Origin of the sequence: Trinickia sp. (assembly GCF_051953405.1) — a bacterium.
Classification (GTDB): domain Bacteria; phylum Pseudomonadota; class Gammaproteobacteria; order Burkholderiales; family Burkholderiaceae; genus Trinickia.
In genome coordinates, this window is the sequence record NZ_JBQCIV010000049.1 from 1 (window position 1) to 13,435 (window position 13,435).

13 protein-coding genes and 2 pseudogenes are annotated in these 13,435 nt (G+C 61.9%); 9 read left to right on the top strand and 6 right to left on the bottom strand.

Annotated features, from left to right (window positions below; genetic code table 11):
* Nucleotides 1–136: 136 nt before the first annotated feature.
* Complete coding sequence (locus tag ACTHN9_RS07500) at nucleotides 137–1,321, bottom strand: alcohol dehydrogenase catalytic domain-containing protein (protein WP_440536129.1); 1,185 nt, start codon at nucleotides 1,319–1,321, stop codon at nucleotides 137–139.
* On the opposite strand from ACTHN9_RS07500, the gene ACTHN9_RS07505 reads away from it, so the two are divergent.
* Nucleotides 1,320–2,210, top strand: a complete 891-nt coding sequence (locus tag ACTHN9_RS07505) for an AraC family transcriptional regulator N-terminal domain-containing protein (protein ID WP_440536130.1) — start codon at nucleotides 1,320–1,322, stop codon at nucleotides 2,208–2,210. The two genes, ACTHN9_RS07500 and ACTHN9_RS07505, sit on opposite strands and share 2 nt — an antisense overlap.
* Before the next feature lie 109 nt (nucleotides 2,211–2,319).
* Here the strand turns inward: ACTHN9_RS07505 and ACTHN9_RS07510 are convergent, their stop codons facing one another.
* Complete coding sequence (locus tag ACTHN9_RS07510; protein WP_440536131.1) at nucleotides 2,320–3,144, bottom strand: phosphate/phosphite/phosphonate ABC transporter substrate-binding protein; 825 nt, start codon at nucleotides 3,142–3,144, stop codon at nucleotides 2,320–2,322.
* Nucleotides 3,145–3,307: 163 nt separating this feature from the next.
* Here ACTHN9_RS07510 and ACTHN9_RS07515 point away from each other — a divergent pair.
* Nucleotides 3,308–4,252 (top strand): annotated as a pseudogene (locus tag ACTHN9_RS07515) (fatty acid desaturase); the annotation flags it as partial.
* A gap of 125 nt (nucleotides 4,253–4,377) precedes the next feature.
* Here ACTHN9_RS07515 and ACTHN9_RS07520 read toward each other — a convergent pair.
* Genes ACTHN9_RS07520 through ACTHN9_RS07535 form a run of 4 tightly spaced genes read right to left on the bottom strand, consistent with a single transcriptional unit; the run spans nucleotide 4,378 to nucleotide 8,618 of the window.
* Nucleotides 4,378–5,301, bottom strand: a complete 924-nt coding sequence (locus ACTHN9_RS07520) for a 3-keto-5-aminohexanoate cleavage protein (RefSeq protein ID WP_440536205.1) — start codon at nucleotides 5,299–5,301, stop codon at nucleotides 4,378–4,380.
* 1 nt (nucleotide 5,302) lies between these two features.
* The gene (locus ACTHN9_RS07525; RefSeq protein WP_440536132.1) at nucleotides 5,303–5,803 is read right to left on the bottom strand and encodes an acyl-CoA thioesterase; all 501 of its coding nucleotides are present in this window, start codon (nucleotides 5,801–5,803) and stop codon (nucleotides 5,303–5,305) included.
* 49 nt (nucleotides 5,804–5,852) lie between these two features.
* Nucleotides 5,853–7,250 carry an aminotransferase family protein gene (locus ACTHN9_RS07530; protein ID WP_440536133.1) on the bottom strand — a complete coding sequence of 466 codons (1,398 nt, stop codon included), beginning with the start codon at nucleotides 7,248–7,250 and terminating at the stop codon, nucleotides 5,853–5,855.
* A 51-nt stretch (nucleotides 7,251–7,301) separates the two neighbouring features.
* Complete coding sequence (locus ACTHN9_RS07535; RefSeq protein ID WP_440536134.1) at nucleotides 7,302–8,618, bottom strand: aspartate aminotransferase family protein; 1,317 nt, start codon at nucleotides 8,616–8,618, stop codon at nucleotides 7,302–7,304.
* 235 nt (nucleotides 8,619–8,853) lie between these two features.
* Between ACTHN9_RS07535 and ACTHN9_RS07540 the strand changes: the two genes are divergently transcribed.
* From ACTHN9_RS07540 to ACTHN9_RS07570, 7 genes and pseudogenes are all read left to right on the top strand, one after another.
* Nucleotides 8,854–9,675, top strand: a complete 822-nt coding sequence (locus tag ACTHN9_RS07540; protein ID WP_440536135.1) for a TetR/AcrR family transcriptional regulator — start codon at nucleotides 8,854–8,856, stop codon at nucleotides 9,673–9,675.
* Between the two features lie 122 nt (nucleotides 9,676–9,797).
* A complete protein-coding gene (locus tag ACTHN9_RS07545) occupies nucleotides 9,798–10,139 on the top strand; it encodes an ArsR/SmtB family transcription factor (RefSeq protein ID WP_440536136.1) in 342 nt (113 codons plus the stop codon).
* 115 nt (nucleotides 10,140–10,254) lie between these two features.
* Complete coding sequence (locus ACTHN9_RS07550; RefSeq protein ID WP_440536137.1) at nucleotides 10,255–10,662, top strand: arsenate reductase ArsC; 408 nt, start codon at nucleotides 10,255–10,257, stop codon at nucleotides 10,660–10,662.
* A gap of 8 nt (nucleotides 10,663–10,670) precedes the next feature.
* Nucleotides 10,671–11,738: an ACR3 family arsenite efflux transporter gene (arsB, locus tag ACTHN9_RS07555; RefSeq protein ID WP_440536138.1), complete on the top strand. Its 1,068-nt coding sequence runs from the start codon at nucleotides 10,671–10,673 to the stop codon at nucleotides 11,736–11,738.
* A complete protein-coding gene (locus tag ACTHN9_RS07560; RefSeq protein WP_440536139.1) occupies nucleotides 11,725–12,201 on the top strand; it encodes a GNAT family N-acetyltransferase in 477 nt (158 codons plus the stop codon). The genes arsB and ACTHN9_RS07560 overlap by 14 nt, the downstream gene beginning before the upstream one ends.
* A gap of 126 nt (nucleotides 12,202–12,327) precedes the next feature.
* Nucleotides 12,328–12,594, top strand: a pseudogene (locus tag ACTHN9_RS07565) (peptidoglycan-binding domain-containing protein); the annotation flags it as partial.
* Nucleotides 12,595–12,726: 132 nt separating this feature from the next.
* Nucleotides 12,727–13,074, top strand: coding sequence for a hypothetical protein (locus ACTHN9_RS07570; protein WP_440536208.1), 348 nt, complete (start codon nucleotides 12,727–12,729; stop codon nucleotides 13,072–13,074).
* Nucleotides 13,075–13,435 lie beyond the last annotated feature (361 nt).

Consider the following 13,435-nt stretch of genomic DNA (forward strand, 5'->3'; position numbering starts at 1 on the left):
GCTCCTCCAAGACACCGGTGCCGTAAAACAGGATGTTGCCTTCCGGCCGCGTCAGCAGATAGGCGTGCGAGGTGACGCCGTGGAACGGATGTTCCGTCTGCGTCTGCCAGAGGTCAGGGAAGAGCTGCTGCATGGTTCAAGTTTCCGAAGTCAAGATCGTCGCCCCGCGTCGCGGCGTCGCGTGGGCCGCAGCGAGCGCGTCTGTCGCTTGCGCGAAAGCGAACTCGCGGAATTCGGCAAAGTTCTGCGGCGCCCGGCGCGCCAGTTCGAACAGGTCGGCGATGTCGGACGCACGTTGCGCAGGCGTGCTCGCAAGCCAGCTATAGACGTTCAAACCCCTCAACGTCAGTTGCCGAACCGCCAGCGTGATCGTGGTGATCGCCGACGGGCGCGGGTCGAGGCCACCATAGTTCAGCAAGGTGCCGCCATCGGCGAGCACGTTCAGCAGCTGGGCGCTCATCTCGCCGCCGATCGGATCGATCGCCACGGCCGGCGCCTGCCCGCCTGCGGCGGTCACCTTGGCCGCCCATCCGTCGTGCTCCGAGCTGACGACGACAACGCCGGGAACGCTGGGCGCCAGGATCGCTGCACCGGCGTCGCTGCGCACCAGCGCAATGGCCTGGGCACCGTGCATCTGCGCCAGCGCGATCAGGTTGCGGCCGACGCCGGAGCCGGCGGCCGTGACCAGCAACGGCGCACCGCCGGAGGCAGCCAGTGCCGCACGCATGAGCACGATTGCGGTGATGCCGTTGATGGCAATCTGGCACGCGGTCGTATCGCTGACATCATCCGGGACGGGAATGACGGCCATGGCGGGTGCAACCACGCGCTCCGACCACGTACCGTTCGCCGGGAAGAGCATCACTCGCTGACCCGGCTTGATGCGGGTGGCAGGATCGACGTCCGCGCCCACCTGTTCAACGACACCGACACCATCGCCGCCGGGAATAATTCCCTCGGCAGGGATCGGCGAGGGAATATAGCCGCGCACCATCAAGTCGTCGATCGGATGCACCATGCGCTTGGTGACGCGGACTATGACTTCATTGGGGCCAGGTTGTGCCGGGGCGGCGATGTCTTCGAAGCCGAGCACTTCGGTCGGCTCGCCGTTTCGGCGGTACACATGGGCTTTCATCGGGATTCCTTTGCGGTATTCAGAACGGCGATCACGCCTGGCACGACACCCGTCGTGCACGCAATGCAGTTTGGCGCGACGCGATCGGTCGCGGAAGGTGGATGCTCCCGGAAAATTGCCTAATCCTCCTGACCTTAGGCCAATCTTCTTGATGAAGGCAGAGCCTACTCTTACAGTGGGGCCCATGGACGACGACTTCGAGACAAATCGGCGCCGCTTGGCGGCGCGAATCGCGCGGTGGACTGGCGACGCGGAGCAGTACAGGCCCGCGATTGCAGGCCTGACCTTGCACCGGCACACACACGCCGATTCGCCCTTCGACTGCCTGATGGAACCCGCCATCGCGGTGCCGGTTCAGGGCGTGAAGCAAACGTGGCTGGGCTCCGATGCCTACGCCTACGACAGGCATCGCTTTTTGCTCACGTCGTTGGACTTGCCAGTGGCGATGCAGGTTGCGCAGGCTTCGCTCGACTTGCCGTTCCTGAGCGTGGTGTTGCGACTCGACTCGCGTGCGATCAGTAGCATAGTCGTGGAGACCGGCCTGCCGCCTCCTCGGGAGCGGGCGGCAAACGGTCCCGGCATCGTGTTGGGCAAGACGACGGCAGGGCTACTGTCTGCTTTGGATCGACTGATCGGGCTGTTGGACGAGCCCGAGTTATTGCCGGTACTAGCCCCACTGCTACAGCGCGAGATCGTTTATCGCCTACTTCGCAGCGACGTTAAGAACCACGTGTGGCAGATGGCTTCCACTGCCGATCAGAACCAGAGCATCGCTCGGGCCATCGACTGGCTGAAAAACCATTTTCGTGAGCCTCTGCGAATCGGTGAGCTAGCCTCCAGGGTGGGCATGAGCGTGTCCCGCTTCCACCACCACTTCAAGCGCCTCACATCGATGAGTCCGCTGCAGTTCCAGAAGTGGCTGCGTCTGACCGAGGCTCGAAGGTTGATGTTGGTCAAGGGCTTGAATGCGTCGACCGTTGCCTACGAGGTGGGCTATGAAAGTCCCTCCCAATTCAACCGGGAATATGCGAGGCAATTCGGCACGCCACCGCACCGCGATGGAATGAACCGATAGTTCGGCTTGCGCGGGGGATCGAGAGATATTCGCGAAGGATGCCGGTTAGCGCAGGGCGCGACAGATCGATGTTGCCAACGGACGCCCATCTGGGTGCGGCACTGCCCGCTTAGCGCAACACCGGATAGCCGTGCGCGCTCGCTTCATTCGCCATCTTTTCGATGTCCGCGTAGTCGTCGGCCGCCAGCCTGGCGAAGCCGCGGAGCCGCAGCGATTGCGAGCGACGCGGATCGATTGCGACCGCCTGGTCGAGTGCGTCGCGCAATGCGTGCAAGCGCGTTTTGTCCAGGGCATTCGAAGCGATGAATGGGGGCGCCGATGCGGCGGCCGTCATCCCAATGACCCGCACGCCGCGCATGAGTTCGGGGCAGCCGTCGCGCAATAGCGCGAACGTGACGCAATCGATCGCGGCGACGTCGGCACGTGCGTCGCACAACGCTTTTAACGATTCCGAATGCGAGCCGGTGAATAGGACCGAGGAGAAGAAGCGACCTTCGCACGCATGCGGCGCGACGGCATGGCGCAGCGCGTTCATTCCGCTGTGCGAATCGTCGCTGTTGCACGCGGCTCGCAGGCCGGAGCAAGCGGCCAGCTCCGTAGCACCGCGCGCCCATGCCGAGGTTGAAACGACGAGGACGCTCCGATAGCGCGGTCCGTCGCAGCCTTGCACGTCGAAGAGCGGGGTGGCGACGAGATGGACCGCATCGCGCAGACCCAACATGCGGTAGGGAAATCCGCATGTTTGCGACAGCAGCAGATCGTTGCGTCGCCAGAATGCCGGCAGCGGCTCGGGCGCTACCTCGAGCACGTCTACGTGTTTCGGCCCACCCGCGCGAGCGAAAGCGGCAAGCGTGTCGGCCAGCAGCGAACGCCATAGCCGACCGTGTTGCGGCGTCGCGTTGTACATCGGAAGGGCGGCGATCCAGCGGTTCATGGGCGCATTGTAGTCGTCAACCGCGAAACTGCGTGTGGGATCGGATGTCTTGCCGGCCCGATAAGCAAATTCGAATTTGTTGGTTCGCCGGGTAGGGCGCTTTCGGTATGGTGGGGTCGCGGCGTCGGTCCCGACCTGCCGCTCGAACCCGTTTTCGACGAACATGGCCCAATATTTCGATGCCGATCACGCCCGCGAGGTCGCCGCACTCCAAGCCGACTTCGCGGCGCGCACCGAGTGGCCCACCTGGATGCTGATTGCCGTCATCTACGGGGGTTGGTACAGCGTGTTGACGTCGCTGCGGGCAGGGTACCTGTCCATCGCCGTGGCAACGCCGTTGCTCGTTCTGCTCTGTACGTGGCATATGTCGTTGCAGCATGAACTCATACACGGACATCCGACCCGTCGCGCGAGGCTGAACATGCTGCTTGGCTGGCTGCCGCTCGCGGTGTGGTACCCCTACGCCCTCTATCGCGATAGCCATCTCGCGCATCATCGCGACGAGGCGCTGACAGTCCCCGGCATGGATCCGGAGACGAACTACGTGCGGGCCGAACACTGGGCGCGCCTGCCCGGCTGGAGAAGGTCGCTATGGCTTGCGCGCAAGACCTTGATCGGGCGCATCGTGCTTGGCCCGCCTACAAGCATCGTAGCGATGATCGCCGCGGAGGTAAGGGCGTTCGCTTGCGGCGATTGGCGTCGCGCGCCGATGTGGCTCGCGCATGGTACGGGCGTCGTGCTACTGCTGAGCTGGGTTCAGCGCTTCGCTGGCATGCCGTGGTGGTATTACCTCGTCATGGTCACATGGCCGGCGCTCGGGCTCGCCATGGTGCGCTCGCTGTACGAACATCGCGCAGCGCCGGATCCGAAGGCGCGCATTGCCATCAACGAGGCCGGGTTCGCCATGCGGCTATTGTTCCTGAACAATAACTTTCACCTCGTCCATCACGATCTGCCGGCGCTTCCCTGGTTTCACCTGCCGCGCGCCTACCGGATGCGCCGTCAAGCCTATCGAAAAAAGTGTCGGGGTTTCGTGATCGGCGGCTATGGCGCGCTCGTCCGGCAGTACGCGTGGCGTGCGACCGATGCGGCCGAGCATCCGTTTTCATGAAGCGCTACGACGATCGACGAGCTAGCCGGCAGCCAACCATGGCCGGCATAGTCCGGACCCCGGCTCGGAGCCGATCCGGACGTTCATGTCGCCGTCCGCAATTCATCGCTACTCCCTAGCAGCTAGGCTGCTGAAAAGTATGGTTTCGTCGAGGTATCCTTGCGCGGCAGCCCCATGATCTGGCGCGCTTCCGCAGGCGTCGCGATCTCATAGTCCATGTCTCGCAGAATCCGCACAGTGCGCTCTACCAGTTCGACATTGCGCGCGAGTTGCCCCTGGCGGTAATAGAGATTATCTTCAAGGCCCACGCGAATGATTTGTCCGCCGAGCAGCAGTGAGTTGACACCCGCAGGGAGTTGAGCAGGCCCGATGCCACTCACGCAGAAGATGCTGTCCTTCGGTAACAGATCGACCATGAACTGCAAGGACTTCGGGTTATAAGGCATCGCATTCTGAAAACCTCGATGCGCATTCATCACCAGATTGAATACATATGGTGGCTCGTCGAGCCCCATCTGGATCAAGGCGGTGGCGTCCTGAACGATATGCGTCGGGCTGAAAACTTCCCACTCGGGCTTGATTCCGCGCTTCTTCATTCCCTCGGCCAAGTACCGGCATCGCGACGGTGAGGTATTGAGCAGGACCTCCTTGCCCCCAAAGCTCGCCACGAATGTGCAGGCGTCGAGCGTACACATCTCGGCGCCGGCTTCCATGCCCTTTAGACGCTCCTCCCATACGGTATCCCACATCCCTCCGTCGATCTGCCGCACCATGTCGCCATGCACGCCACCGCCCGTCGAATTGTTGATCACGACGTCGCATTTGGCGCGAATCAATTCGTTGATGTTGCGATAGATGTCGGCGTTGCACGTCGCCGCGTCATCGGGCCGCCGTGCATGCACGGCCACGACGCTGGCGCCGGCGTTGTAGCAGTCGTACACGTCCCTTGCGATTTCGTCCGGCTGCGTAGGCAAGTATGGGTTCTGCGACTTGAATGCCATCCCTCCGGTCGGTGCGACGAGGACGATAACCTTGTTCGTAGCCATTTCAATGTCTCCGTGAAAAGTTGGATTGTTCCGGGTCGTCATGAGCCGCCGGTCGCGAGGCGTCCTTCGACTGCGTGGCCTCTTCACCCAGAAATAGCGAGAGGCGCTGGCGAAGATCATCTGGAATGGCGACCGATTCGCGCCGCTCGAGCGAGAACAGAACAATCGTCTGCCGGACGCGCACGCGTAGCGCGTCACCGGCGAATGCTGCGAGCGAAAGCACGATGGAACGCGTGCCGATCCGCTTCACGGCCAGCCGAAACTGCAGCGTGTCACCGATTTCGCTAGGCGCGACGAAGTCGACCTCCATGCGGACCGTCGGCACACCTAACTTCCGGATAGCGATGAAATCCGCGTAATTCACACGCAGTCCTTCGTTGAACCAGTCCTCGATCAGCTCGTGGAAAAGCACGAAGTACTGCGGATAGAAGACGATGCCAGCCGGGTCGCAATGTTGAAAGCGAACGAGCTTTGTCGATTCGAATGAGCGTGCGATGTTCATGTTGCTTTTCTCATCCGGCGCCCCCAACTCGCGAGGCGCCGGTTGTATGTCAGTCAAGTGCGCCTTCACGCTCGAGATCGCGTTCGAAATCGATCAGCGCTCGCTCGAGCCGTTCGACAAGATCGTCGATTTCCGGCTCCGTGATGATCAGCGGCGGCGCGATCAGCTGGATATCGCCGAACTGCCCGCGGTTGGCACGCCGGTTGTAAAGCGCGATGCCGTGCGCGAGCCCATAGTTCGTCAGGCGAGCCGGCGCATTCATCGCCGGCGGCAATTGACGTCGCGTCTCCTTGTCCGCAACGAGTTCGATCGCCATCAGCAAACCCTTGCCGCGCACGTCGCCGATGAGACGGCAGGTCTGCTGCAGATCGCGAAGTCGCCGCTCTAGATACTGTCCCATCGTCCCAGCGCGTTCGACGAGACCCTGTTCCACTACCTCGTCGATAACGGCTTCGGCAACGGCGCACGAAAACGGGTTCGAAAAGTAGGTGTGACCGTGAACAAAACCGCCTTGCGCGCCGATCGTCTCGACGATCCGGTTTGGCGCGAGCAGCGCTCCAAAAGGCGTATAGCCCGCGGCAAGACCTTTCGCCAACGTCACGATGTCCGGACGTGAGCCTTCCCAGTGGTGCGAGGACAGGAAAGCGCCCGTGCGCCCGGCACCGCACATGATCTCGTCGTGAATGAGCAGCACGCCGTGCCGGTCGCAGATCTCGCGCACCCGCCGGTAGTACGTCGGAGGCGACACGAGCGCACCGCTCGAGAGGCCGCCGACCGGTTCGATCATGAACGCGAGCACGGTGTCTGCGCCTTCCTCGACGATCCGTTGCTCGAGCGCTTCGGCACAAGCGGCGGCATGCGCCTCAGCCGTCACGCCGGGCGGCAACCGGTAGGCCAGCGGCGCGGGAATCTTGGGCATTTGCCGCATCATCGGGCCGTAGATCGACTCGGTGAACGAGTCGCCGGTGACGGCCATCGCGCCCAGTGTCGAACCGTGGTAGCTCGGATCGCGGGAGATCACCTTCCAGCGAGTGGCTTGCCCACGGGCCACGGCGTACTGCCTTGCAAGCTTCAGTGCTGCCTCGTTCGCCTCCGAGCCGCCCGAGACAAAGAACGCACGATCGAACCCCTCGCCGGCAAGCTCAGTGAGCTTACCGGCCAGCCGGACGTTCTGTTCGCTCTCGAAGAAGCGCGGATACGCAAAGGTGACGCGGTGTGCCTGTTCCGCCATCGCAGCGACGACGCGCCCATTGGCGTGCCCAAGGTTGCTCACGACCGCGCCCGAGGTGGCGTCGAGATAGCGGGTGCCATGCTCGTCGTAGAGGTGGATACCTTCGCCGCGCGCGATGCGCGGCGGTCGCGCCGCGCCTTTCGGGAGGTAGAAACTCATGACGCTTCCGCCGCGAGGCGTGTCTCCGACGAGACGTTTTTCAGCCGTATCTTCCATTCCAATGCTCCTTACCAAAACGCACTACCTTGTGCGGCGAAACCATTGCTTTCAGGCGAGGACGCTTGCATAGCGCTCGACGAACTCATTGAAGGCCGACAACAATCGCTCGATTTCCTTCTCGGCGATCGGCATGCTCAAAACGATGAAGCCACGGCGCGCGAGATAGATGCCGTGTTCGAGCATGTGAAAAAAGAAGAGATCTTTGACGCTATTGCCCTCTGGCAGCAGGTCTTCGATCGATCGAATGGCGTGCCTGCCGGCTTGCAGATTCATGAGGGACCCCCTTCCGGTGAATTGGAGAGGAACATTGCGCCGAACACAAATCGCGTTCAGTTGCTCGCGCAGGCGATCGCCGCGGGCGTTCATTTCCCGCGCGACGTTCGGGGTATATAGCCTCGACAGAGCTGCTATGCCGGCAGCCATACTCAGGACATTGTTGTTGAACGTGCCGGCATGCGGTGTCGCGCCGGGCTGGCGCGGATCGAATTGATCCATGATGGATGTCCGGCCGCCGAACGCACCGAAAGACATGCCGCCTCCGATGTACTTGCCGAGCGTCGTGAGGTCCGGCTCGATCGCCAACGCTTCCTGGAGCCCACCGGGTGCCAGCCGCGAAGTCATCACCTCGTCGAAAATCAGCAGCGCGCCGTGCTTCGACGCAAGCGAGCGCAACCCGGCCAGGAATTCGCGTTCGCCACAGATGCAACCGGCCGCGCCCTGCATCGGCTCGACAACGAGGGCGGCCACCTCGCCGGGATGCGATTCGCAAAGGCGCTGCGCGCTCCCCAGATCGTTGTATTCGGCGATCAACAGGTCGTGCGGGACGTTGACGGGGCTGTGGCCGTTCGCGAACGTCAGCACGCCGCCGTGGTACCCGCCCGCAAAGACGATGATCTTGTTACGGCGGGTATGGACCCGTGCAGCCGCGATCGCCATTAGATTCGCTTCCGTACCCGAGTTCGTGAACCGCACCGCGTCGACCGCCGGAAAGCGATCGCAAATCAGGCGCGCAAGCTCCGACTCCAGCAGGTTATGTCCGCTCAGATTGATGCCGGTATCGAGCGCACGATCGATGGCCTCCCGGATGACAGGGTTCGAGTGCCCATAGAGACCGGCCGTGAACTCCCCGATGAAGTCGATGTATTCGTGACCGTCCGCATCCCAGAGACGGCAGCCCTCGCCACGGGCGATGGCGAGCGGAAATGGCGTGTAAAAGAGCACCGACCGCGTATTGCCGCCAGGCATGACCCGGGCGGCCCGCTCGTGCTGAAGCGCGCTTCGTGGGTTGCGTTCGGTGAAACGCAGGGCCGCGCGATCGATCGCCTCGGCAAGCGTGGAAAGGGCTGATGTATTGGCGTGTTCCATCGAGATGTCCTCATACATGGCATCGCGGCCCCCGGGACGAAATCGAAATAGATCCGATTGGGACGACGAACTACAATTCATTGTACACCGTACAATTGAATGCGCAAGTTCCCCTATGTGTCGGGCGAAAACCGGGCAGTTAGGAGCCGCGCGCGCAAAAGGCGGCGGCTCGATTGCCCGGTCTACAATGACGCCTTGTTCAGCACACAACCGCATTCAGGCGACGAACCGGCAAATGACCACATCAGCTCGCAAGACGACCCGCGCGGAGAAAACGGGCACCGTCGGAAAGAGCCGCAGCACGGGCGAAGGTAATGGTCGAACTCGCGAGAGCGGGACTTCCCCGGCAGGGCGCACGCGCACGAAGAAAGAGGGGACTTCCGGTTCCGGGCTCAGCAAGGAAAGAATCGTGGCTGCCGCGATCGAGCAGATCGATCGCAACGGGCTCATGGGATTTAGCTTGCGCGATGTGGCGCGATCGCTGGGCGTCTATCCGTCCGCCGTGTATTGGCACGTTGCGACGCGCGACGACCTGCTCGCGTCGGTTGTCGAAGCCACGATGGCCGATGTTGCCCCCGAACCCGGCGACCTGTCGTGGCAAGACTGGCTCAGGCAGTTGTTTTCCCGGTGCCGCGAGGTGATCCGTCGACACCCGAACGTAGCGCCGCTGCTCGGCGGGCACCTCGTCGCGAACGCAAGCTTGAGCCCCGGCATGATCGACAGAATTCTTACGGTGCTTGTTACGGCTGGGTTCAAGGAGGATCGAATTGTCGATATGTATAACGTCGTTATCGCCACGATGGTCGGCTTTTCGACGCTCGAATTCGCAGCGATGCCGACGGACGATCCTGCGGGATGGGCGGCGCAGTTGCAGGAGAAGGTGAGTTCGATCCGGGCGCTCGAGTTTCCGACGCTGGCGAGGTACCTCCCGGCGATGGCCAACAGGGCGTTTATCGTTCGCTGGCAGAACGGCACGGACGCAGCGATGGACGCAAGCTTCAGGGCATACGTCGAAACTGCTATTGCTGGTATGGAGCGGGCGTTGGCGAGCGACTGATGAGTGCCAACCGGGCAAGCGCCTGAGGCTGGCGAGCGCTGGGGCCCGGGGGCGCACGCCCGGTGACGAGCGAAAGTGGAAATCCGTCTTGCATTATTCGATATTTCGAATATCATCGAAACATGGAAACGAAACACGTGGTCCGCGCGCTGAGCGCGTTGGCGCAAGAATCGAGGCTCGCCGTCTTCCGGCTCCTTGTTCAGGCGGGTCCCGCGGGGATGCCCGCCGGTCGAATTGCCGAGCAGTTGGGCATTGCGCCGTCCTCCTTGTCTTTTCACATGAAAGAACTCGCGCATGCCGAGCTGGTGACGGTTCTGCAGCAGGGCCGCTTCATGATCTATTCGGCAAATTACTCGGCGATGAACGAACTGCTGGGATTTCTGACCGAGAACTGCTGTGGCGGCCATCCATGTACTCCCGTGCGCGGCCGGGCTCGCAAGCAACTTCCGGAAAATCAATCTTGAAACGTCTGCCTGTCGATGCGGCCGTTGCGGATCTGGCCGCACGGGTTCGTCCGCGCTGAAGACACGGCTCGCTGTCGCACTTTTTCGAAACACAATGGATGCACCCGATTACATCATGACTAAGACCGTTCTCGTGCTCTGCACCGGCAACTCATGCCGCTCCCAGATGGGCCAGGCCATCCTCAACCACGAACTGAGCGGTCAGGTTCGAGCGATTTCGGCCGGGACTTCCCCCCAACCGAAAGTGGCCGACGGCGCGATCGAGGCACTGAAGCTGGCTGGCCTGCAAACCGAGGACCTCTTTCCCAAAACCGTCGACGCGGTGATCGACGAACCGATCGACTTGGTCGTCAGCGTGTGCGACAACGCGAAGGAAAGCTGTCCCGTCTTTCCGCGTCCGGTAAAGCGTATTCACGTCGCATTCCATGACCCGCACGGCGAATCGCTCGACAGTTTCATCGCCGTCCGAGACGATATCCGCGCGCGTTTAGTGCCGGCCGTTCGCGAAGCGCTTGGACTGTGAGGCGAGCGATGTCCGTTCAATGCGAAAACACCGGCAAGCAGGCCGCTAAAGCAACGATGAGCGTCTTCGAGCGTTATCTATCGGTTTGGGTGCTGATATGCATCGTCGCAGGTATCGTGGCCGGGCAAGCTGCGCCGGGCGTGTTTCATGTCGTAGGTCACATCGCCGTGGCACAGGTGAATCTGCCGGTCGGGCTACTCATCTGGGTGATGATTATCCCGATGCTCGTGAAGGTGGACTTCGGCGCGCTTCATGAAATCGGGCAACACGTGCGCGGCATCGGCGTAACCTTGTTCGTCAACTGGCTGGTGAAGCCGTTTTCCATGACGTTCCTCGGCTGGCTGTTCATCCGCCATGTATTTGCCCCGTTGCTGCCGGCCAATCAGCTCGACAGCTATGTCGCCGGGCTTATCCTGCTGGCCGCCGCGCCCTGTACCGCGATGGTGTTCGTCTGGAGCAAGCTGTCGAATGGCGACCCGCTGTTTACGCTATCGCAGGTGGCGTTGAACGACACGGTCATGGTGTTCGCGTTTGCGCCGCTCGTGGGCATGTTGCTGGGCGTATCGGCGATTTCGGTGCCCTGGGCGACGCTGGTCACATCGGTTGTGCTGTATATCGCGATCCCTGTGGCGCTCGCTCAGGTTTGGCGACGAACACTGCTATCGAAGGGGCAAGCGGCCTTCGATGCCGCGATGACAAAAATTGGCCCATGGTCGATCTCGGCACTGCTGGCCACTCTGGTGCTGCTATTTGCATTCCAGGGTGATGCCATTCTCAAGCAGCCGTTGGTCATCGCACTGCTTGCGGTGCCGATTCTGATTCAAGTGTTGTTCAATTCCGCGCTGGCGTACTGGCTCAATCGCACTGTCGGCGAGAAGCATAATGTAGCTTGCCCGTCGGCGTTGATCGGTGCGTCCAATTTCTTCGAACTGGCCGTGGCGGCCGCTATTAGCTTGTTCGGCTTCGAGTCCGGGGCGGCGTTGGCTACCGTAGTCGGCGTTCTCATCGAAGTGCCCGTCATGCTGCTGGTCGTGAAAATCGTCAATGCGTCCAAGGGGTGGTATGAACGAGGCTGACTGCACAATTCGACAGGCAACTGTCGCTGATTTCGGGGGTATCCGAGCCTTGCTGGCGGCCTGCGGGCTTCCCGCTAGCGACCTGACCGAGGGAAGTTTACGCGCGTTCCATGTCGCGATGGAGGGCGGTGAGATCGTGGGCGTTGCCGGCCTAGAACTGGTTGGCGATATGGCGCTACTGCGTTCGGTCGCGGTTCATCCGCGATTACGCGGATCGGGGTTGGGTTCCCGTCTTGTCGACACGTCGCTGGCGCTAGCGCAAAGTCGGTCCGTCCGGGCACTGTATCTCATTCCCAACGATGAATCGGCGTATGTTTTTTTTGCGCGCCGTGGGTTCACTGATATCGAGCGGAGCCGTGTTCCCCAATCGATGCGCAGTCTGCCGGAATTGACGCATCTCTGTCCGCAAACGCATCCGTGCTTGTGGCGATCCCTGGCTACTGCTGGATCTCGCGAGAAATAGGACGCGTGCAAGCGAAGCAGAAAAAAAGGCCGGCAGCGCGGTCGCAATTGGGCTCCGCTCAAGGGGGCTTGCCTGTTCGCCATGTCCGCGTCGCTAATTGGTGCCCTCTATGGAGCGGCGGCAGCCATGCAGTGGCTCCCGACTATCCGGACAGTGACGACACCGGTCCTGAACTATGCGGCTGCGCATACGTGGCCAGGGCTCGGTGCTAACCGATTCTTCGCTGAACTGGCAAACTCGACGCCGTCGCCAAGTGCGTCGGCCGGCGCGGAATCGCCAGCCGATACTCGCCGGGCCGTACAACGATTCCTGATTGCGCATGGGTATCTACGTGGTCGCGCCGACGGCAATTTCGGGACCCTCACGACTGCGGCGATCGCCCGCTATGAGCGACAGCAAAGACTGGGTCGGTCGACTTCGCTTCCAGATCTGCTCGCGCACATGCGGGCAAGTGACGGCGTCACTCCTGCTGCTTACGGGGTGTCCAATCCAACCCTCCAGGCACCCAACGAGCACCCGAATCGAATGCCGGCACGGCCTATCGTTGCACTTCGGCCGGCCAACCCTGAGCTGCCGAGCGCAGCGGTGGCAGCGGACACGACGAATAATGCCGGCGGCATTGCCTGCAAAGACGATGGAACGTTCTTCGGCAAGATCGTATGTCAGCGTCCCGATGTGGCGGGAAGCTACCAACGCGAACTCGGGGAATATCAAGCGGCTCAACGGCGACTGGGGGGTGTCGATACCGGGATTCGGCTCGAGCAAGAGCGCTGGCTCGAATCCGTTGTGCATGATTGCGTGAACGCGCAATGCCTCGAATCCGCCTTCGATAAGCGGGCCGCGGAACTCCGTGTGCGATATCGCGGCGGCTAGCTGTCGCAGTGGACCGATGCCGGTCATCGATCGCTGTGGCGTCTTTCGGGCTACCCATACATCAATGTGAACATCATGTGCATCGATGACTTCGACTTGAACGAAGCCTTGAATGCGCCTATTTCATACGCCAACGGGCTGGCGAACGACTGGGGCAACGCGCCCCTCGAAACGCGGCATCTTTGAGCGTTTCGCGCGCAAGAAGCGGTGTCGTTTCAGGGGACTCTTCCGGTGTGTTGGGCGACCCCGCGCTCACGGGCGTCCAACTGGTGACGTGCAGGGTACAGGGTATGCCCACCGCCGTTGAGAGAGGGCTGGCGGTATCGAGGAACGATCGATTGCGGACGGGAAAGCATAGCGG